Source organism: Streptomyces coelicoflavus (assembly GCF_003112555.1).
GTDB lineage: Bacteria > Actinomycetota > Actinomycetes > Streptomycetales > Streptomycetaceae > Streptomyces > Streptomyces coelicoflavus.
Genome location: NZ_BEWB01000002.1, coordinates 932,196 through 949,154, shown reverse-complemented (window position 1 = coordinate 949,154; position 16,959 = coordinate 932,196). Strand labels below are relative to the sequence as shown.

Here is a 16,959-nt window from a genome sequence, read left to right as displayed (position 1 = left end):
TAAGGAGCAACCGAAACCATGGCGGTTTCCGTAACCCTTCCGGCGCTCGGCGAGAGCGTCACCGAGGGCACCGTCACCCGTTGGCTGAAGGCCGAGGGTGAGCGCGTCGAGGCCGACGAGCCGTTGCTCGAGGTCTCGACCGACAAGGTCGACACCGAGATCCCGGCGCCCGCCTCCGGCGTGCTGTCCTCCATCAAGGTCGCCGAGGACGAGACCGTCGAGGTCGGCGCCGAGCTGGCGCTGATCGACGACGGTTCCGGCGCCCCCGCCGCCGCGCCGGCCCCGCAGGCCGAGCAGGTCGCCGAGCCGGCTCCCGAGCCCGCCCCGGCCGCCCCCTCCACGGAGCAGGCCGCCCCGGCGCCCGCTCCCACCGCCGACGCCGCTGCCGGCCAGAGCGGTGGCGGCGCCGCCGAGGGCACGGACGTGGTCCTGCCCGCGCTCGGCGAGTCCGTCACCGAGGGCACCGTCACCCGCTGGCTGAAGTCGGTCGGTGACAGCGTCGAGGAGGACGAGCCGCTGCTCGAGGTCTCGACCGACAAGGTCGACACCGAGATCCCGGCGCCCGCCTCCGGCACACTGCTGGAGATCGTGGTCGGCGAGGACGAGACGGCCGAGGTCGGCGCCAAGCTCGCCGTCATCGGTGCGGCGGGTGCGGCCCCGGCTGCCGCCCCCGCCCAGGAGGCCCCGGCCGCCCCGGCCCAGCCCGAGCCCACCCCGGCTCCAGCGGCTCCGGCCCCGGCCCCCGCGCAGGCCGCCCCGGCTCCGGCTCCGGCCGCGCCGGCCCCCGCCCCGCAGGCTCCGGCCCCGCAGCCCGCCGCGCCGGCCCCGGCCGCCGCTCCGGCTGCACCGGCCGCCGCCCAGCCGGTGGACGACGGCGCCTACGTCACCCCGCTGGTGCGCAAGCTCGCCGCCGAGAACGGCGTCGACCTGTCCACCGTCAAGGGCACCGGCGTCGGCGGTCGTATCCGCAAGCAGGACGTCGTCGCCGCCGCGGAGGCCGCGAAGGCCGCCGCCCCGGCTCCGGCTGCCGCCCCCGCCGCGCCCGCCGCGAAGAAGGCCCCCGTCCTGGAGGCCTCCCCGCTGCGTGGCCAGACCGTCAAGATGCCGCGCATCCGCAAGGTCATCGGCGACAACATGGTCAAGGCGCTGCACGAGCAGGCGCAGCTGTCGTCGGTCGTCGAGGTCGACGTCACCCGTCTGATGAAGCTGCGCGCCCGCGCCAAGGACGCGTTCGCGGCGCGCGAGGGCGTCAAGCTCTCGCCGATGCCGTTCTTCGTCAAGGCCGCGGCCCAGGCGCTGAAGGCGCACGCGCCGGTCAACGCCAAGATCAACGAGGCCGAGGGGACCATCACCTACTTCGACACCGAGAACATCGGTATCGCGGTGGACTCCGAGAAGGGCCTGATGACCCCGGTCATCAAGAACGCCGGTGACCTGAACCTGGCCGGCATCGCCAAGGCGACCGCCGACCTGGCGGGCAAGGTGCGGGCCAGCAGGATCAGCCCGGACGAGCTGGCCGGCGCCACCTTCACCATCTCCAACACCGGTTCGCGCGGCGCGCTGTTCGACACGATCATCGTGCCGCCGGGCCAGGTCGCCATCCTCGGCATCGGTGCCACGGTCAAGCGTCCGGCCGTCATCGAGACGGAGGACGGCCCGGTCATCGGCGTCCGCGACATGACGTACCTGACCCTGTCCTACGACCACCGTCTGGTGGACGGCGCCGACGCCGCCCGCTACCTGACGGCGGTCAAGGCGATCCTGGAGGCGGGCGAGTTCGAGGTCGAGCTCGGCCTGTAATTCCCCCCGCCAGTGGGCCTCTGCGATGCCCCCGCCCGGAACTTCCCGGGCGGGGGCATCGCCGTGTTCCGGCCGGGGCACGCTGTGTAAGTCTCGTCTCACCTGCGTAAAAGCGCCCCCATGCGCCCTTCCCGCCCGTCGTGACGGCCGTATTGTCTAAGCGTCAGCCGCCCCAGAGGTCCGAAAGGCGACCCTCCCGAAGGAGCTCTCATGACCGCGCCCGTCGTCCACTCGCTGCGCGAACAGATCCGCGAGCACATCCTGGAAGGGATCATCAGCGGACGCTGGCAGCCGGGCGAGCGGATCGTGGAGCGGCGGATCGCCACCGAGCTGGAGGTCAGCCAGACGCCGGTCCGCGAGGCACTGCGGGAGCTGGAGTCGCTGCGGCTGATCGAGTCGGCGCCGAACAAGGGCGTACGGGTGCGGAACCTGACCGCCGCCGACCTGGAGGAGAGCTACCCGGTCCGGGCCGGCCTGGAGGCGATCGCGGCGGAGCTGGCGGCGGACCGGCTGGCGGCGGACTGCTCGGCGCTGGAACCGCATGTCGCCGCCCTGTACGCGGCCGACCGGGCGTCCGACGGGACCGGTCAGGTGCGGCACACGGTGGGCTTCCACCGGGAGCTGGTGCGGGCGGCGGGCAACTCGGTGCTGCTGCACACGTGGGAAGGGCTGGGGATCGAGGTGTTCACGGCGCTGTCGATACGGTGGCTGGGGACGGTGCAGCAGTCGTACGCGGAGGAGCACGACGAGCTGGTGGCCGCGTTCCGCCGCCGGGACCCCCGCATCCCGGAGATCGTCAAGGCCCACGTCCTGGGCTGCGCCCCGCGCCCTTCATAGGGACGCGGGGAACTGCGCGATCAGCCACAAAGCACCCGTCGGACGCCACTCGGCCGAACCCCCCGGGCTCATCCGCGCCCGACCCCTCTCACCTGCACAAACCCCCAACTTCAAGGTCACCCCGTGCCACCGCCGGAGGCACCCCGTGCCGACTTTCTCGTGATCAAGAGGTTTTGCCCCTCAACCCTTTGATCGATCATCGATCAGCGAGTTACAGTCACGTTTGGACTCCCACCGGAGCCCAGCCCTGTCCTGCCAAAGACCTAGGGCACCCCCGAACCCTTGCCGATGAGGGAACCCCCTTCGACTGAGGAAGGCGGCGACATGACGACCGACCCCAAAGCCATCCAGCCGAGCGAGCTCGACCAGCTCCCGGACCGCGACCCGGAGGAGACCGCCGAATGGCAGGCCTCCCTGGACGCCGTCACCAAGGCGGCCGGGCCGCACCGTGCCGCGTACCTGATGCGCCGCACACTGGAGCGCGCCGAGGGCGCCGGCCTCGCACTGCCGAAGCTCCTCGAGACGGACTACGTCAACACCATCCCCACCTCCGCCGAGCCCGCCGTGGACGGCGACGAGGCGCTGGAGCAGCGGATCACCGCCTGGAACCGCTGGAACGCGGCGGCGATGGTGACCCGCGGCAGCAAGCACGGCGTCGGCGGCCACATCGCCACCTTCGCCTCCGCCGCCTGGCTCTACGAGACCGGCTTCAACCACTTCTTCAAGGGCAAGGAGGGTGACGGCTCCGGCGACCAGCTCTACATCCAGGGCCACGCCTCCCCCGGCATCTACGCCCGCGCCTTCCTCGACGGCCGCCTCAACGAGGAGCAGCTGGACAACTTCCGCCGCGAGGCCGGCGGCAACGGTCTGCCGTCCTACCCGCACCCGCGCCGGCTTCCCTGGCTGTGGGAGTTCCCCACCGTCTCCATGGGCCTCGGCCCGATCTCCGCGATCTACCAGGCGCGGTTCAACCGCTACCTGACCAGCCGCGGCATCAAGGACCTGACCAACTCCCACGTGTGGGCGTTCCTCGGTGACGGCGAGATGGACGAGCCGGAGTCCACCACCGCGCTCACCCTCGCCTCCCGTGAGGGCCTGGACAACCTGACCTTCGTCATCAACTGCAACCTGCAGCGCCTCGACGGTCCGGTCCGCGCCAACTTCAAGATCGTGCAGGAGCTGGAGGCCCAGTTCCGCGGCGCCGGCTGGAACGTGATCAAGTCGCTGTGGGGCACGGCGTGGGACGAGCTGTTCCAGCTCGACACCACCGGCGCGCTCGTACGCCGCCTGCGCGAGGTACCGGACGCCCAGGTCCAGACGTACCAGACGCGCGACGCGGCCTACATCCGCGAGGACTTCTTCAACAAGGACCCGCAGCTCGCCGAGATGGCGAAGCTGCTGTCCGACGACAAGATCCTCGACTGCTTCCACTTCTCGCGCGGCGGTCACGAGTCCCGCAAGGTCTACGCGGCCTACCGGTCCGCGCTCGCCCACAAGGGCGCGCCGACCGTGATCCTCGCCCAGACGGTCAAGGGCCACACCCTCGGCACCGGCTTCGCGTCCAAGAACGCCAACCACCAGATGAAGAAGCTCTCGGTGGACGAGTTCAAGGACATGCGCGACCTGCTCGGCCTGCCGATCGCGGACAGCGCCTTCGTCGACGGCGTGGTCCCCTACGCCCACCCGGGTGCCGACTCCCCCGAGGTCCGCTACCTCCAGGAGCGCCGCGCCGCCCTCGGCGGTCCGGCCCCGGCCCGCCGCGTGCACCCGGTCGCCCCGCTGCCCGCGCCCGCCGACAAGGCGTTCGCGGCCTTCGACAAGGGCTCCGGCTCGCAGAGCGTGGCCACCACGATGGCCTTCGTCCGCCTGGTCAAGGACCTGGTCCGCGACAAGGAGACCGGCAAGCGCTGGGTGCCGATCGTCCCCGACGAGGCGCGCACCTTCGGCATGGAGTCGCTGTTCCCGTCGCTGGGCATCTACTCGCCCAAGGGCCAGACGTACGAGCCGGTCGACCGCGACCAGCTGATGTACTACAAGGAGGCCAAGAACGGCCAGATCCTCAACGAGGGGATCACCGAGGCCGGTTCGATGGCCGACTTCATCGCCGCTTCGACGTCGTACGCGACGCACGGCGAGACGATGATCCCGTTCTACATCTTCTACTCGATGTTCGGCTGGCAGCGCACGGCCGACCAGATGTGGCAGCTCGGCGACCAGCTCGGCCGCGGCTTCCTGGTGGGTGCCACCGCCGGCCGCACCACGCTGACCGGCGAGGGCCTCCAGCACGCGGACGGCCACTCCCCGGCCATCGCGGCGACCAACCCGGCCGCGCTGTCGTACGACCCGGCGTTCGCGTACGAGATCGCGGCGATCGTCAAGGACGGTCTGCGCCGCATGTACGGCGAGGCGGCCCCGGGCGAGGACCCGAACGTCTTCTACTACCTGACGGTCTACAACGAGCCGATGCCGCAGCCGGCCAAGCCGTCCGGTGTCGACGAGGGCATCGTCAAGGGCCTGTACCGCTTCAACACGGCGGAGACGGCGGGCCTGACCCCGGCCGCGAACGCCCCGCGCATCCAGCTGCTCGGTTCCGGCACGGCGATCCACTGGACGCTCAAGGCGCAGCGGCTGCTCGCCGAGGAGTGGGGCGTGGCCGCCGACGTGTGGTCGGCGACCTCCTGGACGGAGCTGCGCCGGGACGCCATGGACGCCGACGCGGCGCTGCTGCGCGGCGAGGAGCGGGTGCCGTACGTGCGCCGGGCGCTCCAGGGCGCCGAGGGCCCGGTCCTCGCGGTCTCCGACTACATGCGGCAGGTCCCGGACCAGATCGCGCAGTGGGTGGAGCAGGACTACTCGTCGCTCGGTGCCGACGGCTTCGGCCTGTCGGACACCCGTGACGCCGCCCGCCGCCACTTCGGCGTCGACGCCGAGTCCATCGTGGTCGCGGCCCTGGCCCAGCTCGCCAGGCGCGGCGAGGTCAAGGCGACGACCGTGAAGGAGGCGCGCGAGCGCTACGGCCTGTGAGCACGAGGCTGATGTGAGTGGAGGCCCCCGCCGCGGCGGGGGCCTTCCGCGTCCTCCTGCATCATGTGGGGATGCGTGCTGCCCGCCTCATCAAGATGGTGCTGCTCCTCCAGTCCCGCCCGGCCATGACCGCGGCCGAGCTGGCCCGGGAGCTGGAGGTGTCGGAGCGCACCGTGACCCGGGACGCGCAGGCGCTGTCGGAGGCGGGCGTGCCGGTGTACGCGGAGCGGGGGCGGGCCGGGGGCTACCGCCTGGTCGGCGGCTACCGCACCCGGCTCACCGGGCTGGCCCGGGGCGAGGCGGAGGCGCTGTTCCTGTCGGGGGTCCCCGGGGCGCTGCGCGAGATGGGCCTGGAGGACGCGGCCTCGGCGGCCCGCCTGAAGGTGTCGGCGGCCCTGCTCCCCTCCCTGCGGGACGCCTCCCGTACGGCCGCCCAGCGGTTCCACCTGGACGCGCCCAGCTGGTTCCGCGAGCCCGAGACGCCCGAGCTGCTGCCGGCGGTGGCGGAGGCGGTCTGGGACGACCGGCGCGTCGCCGCGCGCTACCGGCGCGGGGAGGAGGAGGTGGTGCGGGAGCTGGAGCCGTACGGGCTCGTGCTGAAGGCCGGCGTCTGGTACCTGTGCGCGCGGGCGGCGGGCGGCGGGTCCTTCCGGGTGTACCGCATCGACCGGTTCACGGCGGTGGAGGCGGGCGGGGAGCGCTTCGAGCGGGACGGGGACTTCGACCTGCCCGCGTTCTGGGCGGAGCGGGCCGAGCAGTTCGCGCGGTCGATTCTGCGGGCGGAGGTCGTGGTGCGGCTGTCGGCCGCCGGCGTCCGGAGGCTGACGTACGCCGTCGACGCGGCGGCCGCCCGGGAGGCGCTGGAGGCCGCCGGGGCGCCGGACGCGGAGGGCTGGGTGACGGTGACGCTGGCAGTGGAGTCGGAGGACGTCGCGCACGAGCAGCTTCGGTTGCTCGGGCCGGAGGTGGAGGTGCTGGCGCCGGCGACGCTGCGGGGGCGCTTCGCGCGGGATGCGGGGCGGTTGGCGGGGTTGTACGGGGGGTGAGCCGGCGGGGGGCGTGGGCCGGCGTTGCAGGGGTGCCCTGCGTGGGTGTGGGCACGGGGCGGGTCGCGAGCGGCAGCGGCAGCGGCAGCGGCAGCGGCAGCGGCAGCGGCAGCGGCAGCGGCAGCGGCAGCACGTATAACGATCCGTCGTACTCCGCGTGCGGCGTTCTCGTCCAGGGTCGATGCTGGAGCCGTGATGGACGAGACGGAGTTCTGGGAGTTGATCGACGCCGCCCGGCAGCGGGCCGACGGTGATCCCGAGGACCAGGCCGACCTGCTCGTGGAGCGGCTGCTCGGCATGGACCCGGACCTGGTGCTCGACTTCGCCCGCCACTTCGAGGCCCGCTACAACCGCGCCTGCGCCTGGGACCTGTGGGGCGCGGCGTGGGTGCTGCTCGGCGGGGCGAGCGACGACGCCTTCGACTTCTTCCGTTGCTGGCTGATCGGCCAGGGCCGTGAGGTGTACGAGGGCGCGGTGCACGACCCCGACTCGCTCGCCGAGCTGCTGGACGACTTCGACGAGGAGCTGGACGGCGACGGCGAGGAGCTGGGCTACGCGGCCGACGAGGCCTACGAACAGCTCACCGGCTCCGTCGCTCCCGACCTGGGCATCGCGCCCGCGCCCGCCGAACCGCTGGGTACGCCGGTCGACCTGGAGAACGACCGGGCCCTCGCCGAGCGCCTGCCCCGCCTGTGGGCGAGGTTCGGGCCGGACTGAGGCGCTCCGGGCTCGGTCAGGCGCGGCCCTGGAGACGGGCCGCCGTGTCCCTGATGTCGCCGAGGCGGGCGGTGAGGGCGGCTCCCGGGCAACTGGTCGCATAGCCGTCGTCGTGGCCCGCGACGGCGGGCAGCGTGGCGGTGGCGCCCGCGGCGAACCGGCTGAGGCCGTTGCTGGAGACCAGGACGGCCTTCCCGCGCGGGTCGGTGCCGCTCTCACCGAGTTTCCAGGCGGTCACGGCGGCGATCGCGTCGGTCAGCTCGTCGGGCACGGGCACCCCGGCGGTGTAGGTGCCGAGGGCGGCGATCCCGGTGGTGCGGTGGTTGAAGCCCTGGGTGTGGGCGCCGGTGACGGCACGGTCGATGCCCCCGGCGCGGCCCTCGTAGACGGTGCCGCAGCGGTCGACGACGAAGTTGTAGCCGATGTCGTCCCAGTCCCGGGCGCCGGTCTGGCCCTGGTACACGCCGCGCAGGATGGCCGGCACGTCGGCGCAGTCGTAGTCGTTGGGCGTGTCCGTGTGGTGGACGAAGACGGCGACGACCTTGTCGTCGTAGCGGGGGGCGGGCTGGGCGCGGGCGGCGTCGCCCAGCCAGACCGACCGGGGCACGATGTCGGGCCGGGGCGCGGCGTACCGGTCGGTGGCGGCGGCCGGGGCGGCGTCGGCGGACTGCGCGTCGGCCGCCCGTTGCACGCCGTTCGCGCACAGGAAGAGCGCGGCGACGGCGGCCAGCCCGGGCAGGGCGCCGAGCAGCGCCCGGGCCGGGGCCGGGACACCGGCGGCGCCGGGTATGCGGGAGGTACGGCGCTCCCGGGCCCGGCGCGGTCCTCGGAAGACTGGCATGGTCCTACTGTCCGGCGGATCCGCTCTGTCCGCGATGTGTGGTGTGCCACCCGGTGGAACCATCGTCCCGGTGCACGGCGTTCCACGGTAGACCGCACACGTTCGCTCGCACGGACGCCCCCTCTTCGGACGGTTGTGCGCTTCAGGCTGATCATCGGCCCGGTACCGCACGTACTGAGGGTCCCGGGGTCCGGCAGAAAGGCGGTTCGCGTGGACCTGCTCGACATCGTGCTGGCGCTGGTGGTGCTGGCCTACGCGGCGTCCGGTTACCGGCGCGGGCTGGTGGCGGGCTGTGTGTCGCTGGCCGGCTTCGTGGGCGGTGCGGTGCTCGGCGTGTGGGTGCTGCCGTGGGTGATGGACCTGGTCGCGCGGGGCTCGACCGGGGCGACGGTGGTCGCGGTGGTCACGGTGCTGCTCCCGGCGATGGTGGGCCACGAGCTGGCGGGGCGGCTCGCGCTGCGGCTGCGCCGGGAACTGGACGCCGGTCCGCTCAGGGTGGCCGACGGGGTCGGCGGGGCGGTGGCGAACTCGGCGGCGGCGCTGATCGTGGCGTGGGTGGCGGCGAGCGTCCTCGCGGCGTCCTCGTCCTCGCTGCTCACCTCGGCGATCCGGGACTCGAGCGTGCTGGGCGCGGTGCAGCGGGTGATGCCGGACACCACCCCGGCGTGGTTCTCCCGGGCGACGACCGCGCTGGCCGACGCCGGGTTCCCGCAGGTCTTCAACCCGTTCGAGAACGAGTCGGCCGCCGAGGTCGCCGAGCCCTCGGGCGACAGCGTCACGCCCGCGGCGACCCGCGCGGCCAAGCTCAGCACGGTGAAGGTGGAGGGCGTCGCCGGCGCCCAGGGCCGGGAGGGCAGCGGCTTCGTGTACGCGCCGGAGCACGTGATGACCAACGCCCACGTGGTGGCCGGCATCGACGATCCGACCGTCCGGGTCGGCGGCGTGGGCCCCACGTACGAGGCGCGGGTGGTGCTGTTCGACCCGGACAAGGACGTGGCCGTGCTGTACGTCCCCGATCTGCGGGCGCCGGTGCTGCGGTTCGAGGAGGGCGCCTCGCGGGGCGACGCGGCGGTGGTCGCGGGCTATCCGCAGGACGGGGCGCTGGACCTGCGGGCGGCGACGGTGGCGAACCGGATCCGCGCCACCGGCCAGAACATCTACAACGACGAGAACGTCACCCGGGAGATCTACTCGGTCCGTTCCACGGTCCGCCCCGGCAACTCGGGCGGACCCCTGCTGACCACCGACGGCCGGGTGTACGGCGTGGTGTTCGCCCGTTCCACCTCCGACGCGGAGACCGGCTACGTGCTGACGGCCGCCGAGGTGGCCCCCCAGGCGCGCGAGGCCGCGGACGCCACGCGGGCGGTGGACACGGGCGAGCCCGTCACGTCGTGAGCGCGGCCCCGGCCGGGCCGGTCAGCATCTGCCCCATCATCACGTCGTCGACGTACCGGCCGTCGAGGTGGAACTCCTCGGGCTGTACGCCCTCGACGACGAAGCCCTCGGACTCGTAGAGCTTCCGGGCGGCCGTGTTGTGGCCGAGGACGCGCAGGGTGATCCGGCGGAAGCCTCCCTGCCGGGCCTCCTCGACGGCGGCCCGGACCAGGGCCCGCCCCACGCCGTGTCCCCGGGCCGCGTCCGCGACGGCGAGGCCGCGGATCTGGCGGACGTGGGTGTTGGAGGCCAGCGGGGTGGGGAAGCCGAGCCGGACGTAGCCGACGACGGCGCCGTCGAGTTCGGCGACCAGGTGGGCGTCGGGCCCGCAGGTGTCGTGGAAGAAGGGGTCGTCCGGCCCCGGCGGGGGCGAGACGGCGTGCAGGTGGGACCAGGTCTCGAGGTCGATCCGGCGCAGCGGTTCCTCGTCCTCGGACCTGGCGGGGCGTATGTGCGGAGCTGGCATGACGGTCACTGTACGACGCGGTGACGGCGATCGTTCCGTGGTTTTTCCCGGGCCACCCGGCAGGATGGGCCCATGAACGACGGACGCTTGGGCAGGGGACGTTCCCGCATCGCGGTGGCCGGCGCGTCCGGTCTCATCGGCAGCGCGCTGGCGCGGTCCCTGACCGCGGACGGCCACGAGGTGGTGCGCCTGGTGCGGCACGCGCCCGGGGGCGCGGACGAGGTCCGCTGGGACCCCGAGAACGGGCGGGTGGACGCGGCCGGGCTGGAGGGCTGCGACGCCGTGGTCAACCTGGCCGGGGCCGGGGTGGGCGACCGCCGCTGGACCGACGCGTACAAGACCCTCGTCCGCAGCAGCCGGGTGCACGGCACGACGGCGCTCGCGGAGGCCGTCGCCTCGATGGACCGGCCGCCGCGCGTCTTCGTGAACGGCAGCGCGATGGGCTACTACGGGGAGACCGGCGACCGGCCCGTGGACGAGAGCGCGCCCGCCGGGGAGGGCTTCCTGCCGGGCCTGTGCGTGGAGTGGGAGGCCGCGGCGGCCCCGGCCCGGGAGGCGGGCGTGCGGACGGTGTTCACGCGCACCGGACTGGTCGTCGCGCGCGGGGGCGGTGCCTGGGGCCGGCTCTTCCCGCTCTTCCGGGCGGGACTCGGCGGGCGGCTGGGCGACGGGTCGCAGTACTGGTCCTTCGTGGCGCTGCACGACGAGGTGGCGGCGATCCGGCACCTCATGGACCGGGACGACCTGTCCGGCCCGTTCAACCTGACCGCCCCGCGGCCGGTGACGAACCGTGAGGTCACGGTGGCCATGGGCCGTGTACTGCACCGTCCGGCGCCGTTCGCGGTGCCCGCGCCGGTCCTGCGGGCGGTGCTCGGCGAGATGGCGGGCGACGTCCTGGGCAGCGCCCGGGTCCTCCCGGCCCGCCTCCTGGAATCGGGCTTCCGCTTCGCGTTCCCGGAGATCGACGGGGCGATCCGGGCGGCGCTGTAGCGACAGCCGCGTCACGGCCGGCGCGCTTCCGAGTCGCGTGCGAACCACGGCCGGAACACGACCAGTCGCGGCCGAAGCACGACCGACCACGACCGAATCGCGTCCGATTGACTGCCACATCGCACTCGTATGCGACCGTCGTGCGACCGTGTACCGCCTCCGTGCGACTCCCCCTGACCGTTCCGGACCCTAACCTCGTGTCGAACTCGGGTATTCCTCAAGCCTGTTGGGGGCATGACGTCTCCAGCGGCCGCGCAACCTCGAGGAGGGGCACGTGCTTGAGCCCGCGTACCAGGCGGACGTCGTCGTCGTGGGGGCCGGGATCGCCGGACTCGCCGCGGCGGAACGGCTGACCAGCGCAGGAGTGACGACCACGGTCCTGGAGGCCGCCCATACGGTCGGCGGCCGGATGGCCACCGAGAAGGTCGACGGTTTCCGGCTCGACAGAATCGGACAGCTGCTGTCCACGGCGTATCCCGAACTGCGCCGCACCCCCGGGCTCGACGGCCTCGCGCTGCTGCCCTTCGCCCCCGGGGTCCTGCTGCACAGCGAGGGCCGTCACCATCGCGCGGGAGCGCCGGCGGGCGTACGGAGCGCACGGGGCGCACTCCATGCGGTGCGCGCCCTCGCGAGCGCCCCCCGCTCGATGCCCGCCCCCCGGCGCACGGTCGGCGCGCCCGGCGCGCCCGGCAGGCCGGCCGCCGCGCCCCGCACCCGTGCCGGTGCCCCGCTCGGCACCGCCGTCGACCAGGCCCGGCTCGGTGCCGCGCTGGCCCGGCTCGCCCACACCCCGGCCGAGCGGCTGCTGGCCCGGCCGGAGCTGCCCGCCGCCACGGCACTGGCGGCCCGCGGGCTGCCCGCCCGCACGATCGACGGCTTCCTGCGTCCGCTGCTCGCCGCCCTGCTGTACGACCCGGACCTCACCACGTCCAGCCGGTGCGCGGACCTCGCGCTGCGCGCTTTCGCGGGCGGGCGCCTCGCCCTGCCGGAGGGCGGCGCGGAGGCCCTGCCGGAGCACATGGCGCGGTCGCTGCCGCCGGGCACGGTGCACACCGGGGTGCGCGTCACCTCGGTGGCGACCAACGCCGTGACCACCGCGGAGCACGGCGTGATCCGGTGCCGGGCCGTCCTCGTGGCGACCGACGCCCGCGCGGCGGCCGAGCTGCTGCCGGGACTGCGGGTGCCGGACTTCCACCCGGTGACGGTGGTCCACCACACCACCGACGAACCGCCGACGACCGGCGCGTCCCTGCTGCTCGACGCCGACCGCGGCGGCCCGGTCGCCCACACGGCGCAGATCAGCCGGGTGGACCCGTCCCGCGCGCCCGCCGGGCGCACCCTCGTCTCGTCGACGGTCCTCGGCCCTCCCCCGCCCGACCTCGACACCGCCGTACGCATCCACCTGTCCCGCCTCTACGGCACCCCGACCACCCGCTGGGAGACCCTCGCCGTGCACCACACGCCCGAGGCGGTGCCCGCGATGCGCCCGCCGCACGACCCCCGCAGGCCGGTACGGCTGCTGGCGGGCCTGTACGTGTGCGGCGACCACCGCGACACCAGCACCGTCCAGGGCGCACTGCACTCGGGCCACCGGGCCTCGGCGGCGATCCTGACCGACCTGGGGGCGGGCCGGCCGATGCACACGGCGGAGGCGGTGGGACCGGCGCGGGCGGCGTAGGCCCGGTGACCGGCGCTACCCCAGGGCGGCCACCTTGTCCCGGTACCCCCGGACCGGGGCCGCGTCCCGGTACGGCTCCAGGCGGCGCTCGAAGTCGCGGACGTACTCCGCGGCGCGCACCGAGCGCATCTCGGCCGCCTGCCCCGCCGCCTCCGCGGCCAGCTGGCAGGCCTGGTCGAGCTCGCCGAGGCCGAGCCGGGCGGTGGCGAGGACGACCCGGCAGAACAGCCGGCTGCGGGCGTAGACGGGGGCGCGCAGTTGCAGCGAGCGTTCCGCGTGCTGGGCGGCGGCGCGGAACTGCTGGAGGTCGCGGTGGCAGTGCCCGAACTCGTCGGCGAGCTGCGCCTCGTCGAAGAAGCGCGCCCAGTGCGGCACCTCGTCGCCGGGCCGGGCGGCCTCCATCGCGCGCTCGGCCCGCACCAGCGCCGCCGTGCACGCCCGCACCTCCCCGAGGACGCCGTGCGCCCGTGCCTCGGCGGCGTGCAGCAGCGTCTGCACGACCGGCGGCGCGGAGGTCCCCACGCCCTGCTGCGCCACCCGCGCGAGCTGCACGGCCTCGCGCCCGTGGCCCAGGTAGACGGCCTGCCGGCTCATGGTGACCAGCACGTACGAGCCGTACGCCCGGTCCGCCGCCGCCTGCGACAGCCGCAGCGCCTGCACGAAGTACCGCTGGGCGAGACCGTGCGCGGCGATGTCGTACGAGGTCCAGCCCGCGAGCCGGGTGAGGTCGGCCGCGGCGGCGAAGAGGCGGCGGCCGGTCTGCTCGCCGTAGGTGCCGCGCAGCATCGGCTCCAGCTCGTGCTCCAGGTAGCGCACCAGGGCCTGGCGGGCGTGTCCGCCGCCGTACCGGTCGTCGAGGCTGCGGAACAGCTCGCCGACCGAGCGCAGCGCGGCGAGGTCGCCGCCGCTGACCTTCTGGCCCGGGCCGCGCTCGGCCGGGGCCGCCCGGCGCCTGGACGGGTCGAGCGGTACGGCGAGCCTCGGGGTCGCGGGGCGGCCCTGCGCGGGGATGCGGACGGGTACCTCGGTGCGGGCCACCTTCTCGTCGGCGCGGCCGATCAGCCAGTCGCGGCTGGGCACGACGAGCCCGGCCGGAGTGAAGGCGATCTTCCGCAGCTCGGCGTGGCTGCCGGAGTCCTTGCGCCACAGCCCGCCGATGATGTCGACCGCCTCCTCCGGACTGCCGGCGAACTCCAGACCCGCGTAGACGGGCGCGCAGGCGTCCAGGCCGAGGTCCTGGGCGGTCAGGCGGCGGCCCAGGCGCCGGGTGAAGACCTCGGCGATCAGGGCCGGGGTGGTGCCGCGGGGCTGCTGACCGCGCAGCCACCGGGTGACAGACGTTTTGTCATATCGCAGGTCAAGGCCGTGTTCGAGTCCGAGCTGGTCGACGCGACGCGCGAGACCCGCGTTCGAGAACCCCGCTTCGGCGATGAGCGCGGCGAGCTGGCGGTTGGGGGTGCGCTGCGCGGGTCGTTCCGTCATGGTGCGGTGCGGTCTCCTGCCTTCCGGGCGTTCGATTGCCCGGAGCGCCTGTGAGCAGCCCTTATGGCCTCGTGAACGGCGCGAATGTAGCGGAGAGTAAGCACCCGATCGCACAATTCGCCCTGCATTCATCCGATCGTGTGAGAATTGCCCGCCCGGCTGACGACGCGCGGGCGGTCGTACAGTGGCGTGGGCACGCTTCGTGCCTTACGACCTTGCAGGGAGGCACGTGCCGTGAGTGAGCTGCGCTTCGTCCGGATGGGCTTCGGTGCCGAACGCGTCGAGTACCAGGAGGCGTGGGACGAACAGCGCCGGGTGCACGCCGCGCGGTTCGCCGACGAGGTCCCCGACACCGTGCTGCTCCTCGAACACCCGCCGGTCTACACGGCCGGCCGGCGCACCGAGGAGAGCGAGCGTCCGCTGGACGGCACGCCGGTGATCGACGTGGACCGCGGCGGCAAGATCACCTGGCACGGCCCGGGCCAGCTGGTGGGCTACCCCATCCAGAAGCTGCCGCGCCCGGTCGACGTGGTGGCCCACGTCCGCCGCCTGGAGGAGGCCCTGATCCGCACCTGCGCGGAGTTCGGCCTCGAGACCTCCCGGGTGGAGGGCCGCAGCGGCGTCTGGGTCCTCGGCGATCCGGTCGAGCGGCGCCCCGTCCTCGGCGGCCTCTCCCTGGACTTCGACCCCCGCCTGACCGACGACGAGTTCGACCCCCGCCTCAACGGCCCCGAGTACGCCCCGTCCAACGCGGGCCAGCGCCGCGAGGACCGCAAGATCGCCGCCATCGGCATCCGGGTCGCCAAGGGCGTCACGATGCACGGCTTCGCGCTGAACGTGAACCCCGACAACAAGTGGTTCGACAAGATCATCCCGTGCGGCATCCGGGACGCGGGCGTCGCCTCCCTGGCGAACGAACTCGGCCGCGACGTGACCATCGAGGAGGTCCTCCCGGTGGCCGAACGCCACCTCCGCGACATCCTGGAGAACGCGGACCTGAAGCCCCGGGTCATCGAGAAGACGCCGGCATAAAAACAGCCCGTCCGGCGTTTGGGGACACGGCCCGTTCAGGGCCGGTGCGGGGGCCTGGGGGCGGCAGCCCCCAGAGGCCAGCACCCTCGCCGGGCATTCAAATCATCGGGCGTACGCTTAAGAACGCCGAAGAATCAATCGCTAGGGAGCCGGTCGTGTCCGCAGTCGCACCCGACGGACGCAAGATGCTGCGCCTCGAGGTCCGCAACAGCCAGACCCCCATCGAGCGCAAGCCCGAGTGGATCAAGACCCGGGCGAAAATGGGTCCCGAGTACACCAAGATGCAGAACCTGGTGAAGGGCGAGGGCCTGCACACGGTCTGCCAGGAAGCCGGCTGTCCCAACATCTACGAGTGCTGGGAGGACCGCGAGGCGACCTTCCTCATCGGCGGCGACCAGTGCACCCGGCGCTGCGACTTCTGCCAGATCGACACGGGCAAGCCCGAGGCACTCGACCGCGACGAGCCGCGCCGCGTCGGCGAGTCCGTGGTCACGATGGACCTGAACTACGCCACCATCACCGGCGTCGCCCGCGACGACCTCCCCGACGGCGGCGCCTGGCTGTACGCGGAGACGGTGCGCCAGATCCACCAGCAGACCGCGGAGCGCGCGGACGGCCGCACCAAGGTCGAGCTGCTGGCCCCCGACTTCAACGCGGTGCCGGAGCTGCTGCGGGAGGTCTTCGACTCCCGCCCCGAGGTCTTCGCGCACAACGTCGAGACGGTCCCGCGGATCTTCAAGCGCATCCGCCCCGGCTTCCGCTACGAGCGCTCCCTGAAGGTCATCACGGACGCCCGCGACTACGGCCTGGTCACCAAGTCGAACCTGATCCTCGGCATGGGCGAGACCCGCGAGGAGATCAGCGAGGCGCTGAAGGAGCTGCACGAGGCCGGCTGCGAGCTGATCACGATCACGCAGTACCTGCGCCCGTCCGTGCGCCACCACCCCGTGGAGCGCTGGGTCAAGCCGCACGAGTTCGTGGAGCTGAAGGAGGAGGCCGAGCAGATCGGTTTCTCCGGCGTGATGTCGGGCCCGCTGGTGCGGTCCTCGTACCGGGCGGGACGGCTCTACGGCATGGCCATGGAGCAGCGCCGGTCCGCCACCGTGTGAATTCTCGCACAAGTCACTACTCGCCAGTAATGGCCGAGATGCCGCGGCCTCGACCGTCCTCGCTGATGAGGGCACCGGTCGGGGCCGCGCATCCGTTCCGGGGCACGGCAACGCGGCTTCATGTGCGTTTGACCGGCGGGTCACGCCCTGGTAACACCAATCAGTGACCCTGGAATCACAGCACGTACACCACCGCGTACACCCGTCTCCGTACCCGGAGCCGTACCGAGGGGGGACCTCCACGATGCAGGCCGCGCCCGTTCGCGCCACCGCCGTCCGTGCCACCACCGTCCGCGCCACCGCCATCCCGTCGTTCACCACCGCCCTGCGGGCCGTCGAGTCGCTGCTGATGAGCGGCGGCCAGCGCACCGCCCGGCGCAACGCGTGGAACTCGGTCCTCGAGGACCGCCGCCGCGCCAAGGACCGGATCGAGACGGAGCAGGCACTGCGGCAGTCCGTCGCCGGCCGCCCCTGAACCCGGCTCCCGACCGCCCCGCCTCCCC

Annotated in this window: 14 protein-coding genes; 11 read left to right on the top strand and 3 right to left on the bottom strand. The window is 73.4% G+C overall.

The window, feature by feature from the left end; all coding sequences use genetic code 11:
- The first annotated feature begins 18 nt into the window (after positions 1-18).
- From sucB to Sco07f_RS04455, 5 genes are all read left to right on the top strand, one after another.
- Complete coding sequence (gene sucB / locus Sco07f_RS04475; RefSeq protein WP_108987001.1) at positions 19-1,800, top strand: 2-oxoglutarate dehydrogenase, E2 component, dihydrolipoamide succinyltransferase; 1,782 nt, start codon at positions 19-21, stop codon at positions 1,798-1,800.
- A 210-nt stretch (positions 1,801-2,010) separates the two neighbouring features.
- Positions 2,011-2,637, top strand: coding sequence for a GntR family transcriptional regulator (locus Sco07f_RS04470; RefSeq protein WP_108987000.1), 627 nt, complete (start codon positions 2,011-2,013; stop codon positions 2,635-2,637).
- Between the two features lie 324 nt (positions 2,638-2,961).
- Positions 2,962-5,661: a pyruvate dehydrogenase (acetyl-transferring), homodimeric type gene (aceE, locus tag Sco07f_RS04465; protein WP_087791303.1), complete on the top strand. Its 2,700-nt coding sequence runs from the start codon at positions 2,962-2,964 to the stop codon at positions 5,659-5,661.
- Positions 5,662-5,732: 71 nt separating this feature from the next.
- Complete coding sequence (locus tag Sco07f_RS04460) at positions 5,733-6,707, top strand: helix-turn-helix transcriptional regulator (RefSeq protein ID WP_042826013.1); 975 nt, start codon at positions 5,733-5,735, stop codon at positions 6,705-6,707.
- Positions 6,708-6,902: 195 nt separating this feature from the next.
- Entirely contained in the window at positions 6,903-7,424 is a 522-nt protein-coding gene (locus Sco07f_RS04455; RefSeq protein ID WP_007448798.1) for a DUF4240 domain-containing protein, read from the top strand.
- Between the two features lie 16 nt (positions 7,425-7,440).
- Here the strand turns inward: Sco07f_RS04455 and Sco07f_RS04450 are convergent, their stop codons facing one another.
- Entirely contained in the window at positions 7,441-8,328 is an 888-nt protein-coding gene (locus Sco07f_RS04450; protein WP_054103307.1) for a peptidoglycan recognition protein family protein, read from the bottom strand.
- 147 nt (positions 8,329-8,475) lie between these two features.
- Here Sco07f_RS04450 and Sco07f_RS04445 point away from each other — a divergent pair, with 147 nt between their 5' ends.
- Positions 8,476-9,660, top strand: coding sequence for a MarP family serine protease (locus Sco07f_RS04445; RefSeq protein ID WP_054103306.1), 1,185 nt, complete (start codon positions 8,476-8,478; stop codon positions 9,658-9,660).
- Here Sco07f_RS04445 and Sco07f_RS04440 read toward each other — a convergent pair.
- Positions 9,650-10,165 carry a GNAT family N-acetyltransferase gene (locus tag Sco07f_RS04440; protein WP_054103420.1) on the bottom strand — a complete coding sequence of 172 codons (516 nt, stop codon included), beginning with the start codon at positions 10,163-10,165 and terminating at the stop codon, positions 9,650-9,652. The two genes, Sco07f_RS04445 and Sco07f_RS04440, sit on opposite strands and share 11 nt — an antisense overlap.
- A gap of 72 nt (positions 10,166-10,237) precedes the next feature.
- On the opposite strand from Sco07f_RS04440, the gene Sco07f_RS04435 reads away from it, so the two are divergent.
- Entirely contained in the window at positions 10,238-11,155 is a 918-nt protein-coding gene (locus Sco07f_RS04435) for a TIGR01777 family oxidoreductase (protein WP_007448840.1), read from the top strand.
- 274 nt (positions 11,156-11,429) lie between these two features.
- Positions 11,430-12,833: an NAD(P)/FAD-dependent oxidoreductase gene (locus Sco07f_RS04430; protein WP_087791299.1), complete on the top strand. Its 1,404-nt coding sequence runs from the start codon at positions 11,430-11,432 to the stop codon at positions 12,831-12,833.
- A gap of 15 nt (positions 12,834-12,848) precedes the next feature.
- On the opposite strand, the gene Sco07f_RS04425 is transcribed toward Sco07f_RS04430, so the two are convergent.
- Positions 12,849-14,315, bottom strand: a complete 1,467-nt coding sequence (locus tag Sco07f_RS04425; RefSeq protein WP_007388360.1) for an NsdA family TPR-like regulatory protein — start codon at positions 14,313-14,315, stop codon at positions 12,849-12,851.
- 234 nt (positions 14,316-14,549) lie between these two features.
- Here Sco07f_RS04425 and lipB point away from each other — a divergent pair, with 234 nt between their 5' ends.
- The 3 genes from lipB (at position 14,550) to Sco07f_RS04410 (ending at position 16,931) form a co-directional block, all read left to right on the top strand.
- A complete protein-coding gene (gene lipB, locus Sco07f_RS04420) occupies positions 14,550-15,347 on the top strand; it encodes a lipoyl(octanoyl) transferase LipB (protein WP_087791295.1) in 798 nt (265 codons plus the stop codon).
- 155 nt (positions 15,348-15,502) lie between these two features.
- Entirely contained in the window at positions 15,503-16,456 is a 954-nt protein-coding gene (gene lipA / locus Sco07f_RS04415; RefSeq protein WP_007388367.1) for a lipoyl synthase, read from the top strand.
- A gap of 244 nt (positions 16,457-16,700) precedes the next feature.
- On the top strand, positions 16,701-16,931 hold the full coding sequence (locus tag Sco07f_RS04410; protein ID WP_007388368.1) for an SCO2195 family GlnR-regulated protein: 231 nt from the start codon (positions 16,701-16,703) through the stop codon (positions 16,929-16,931).
- Positions 16,932-16,959: the final 28 nt, after the last annotated feature.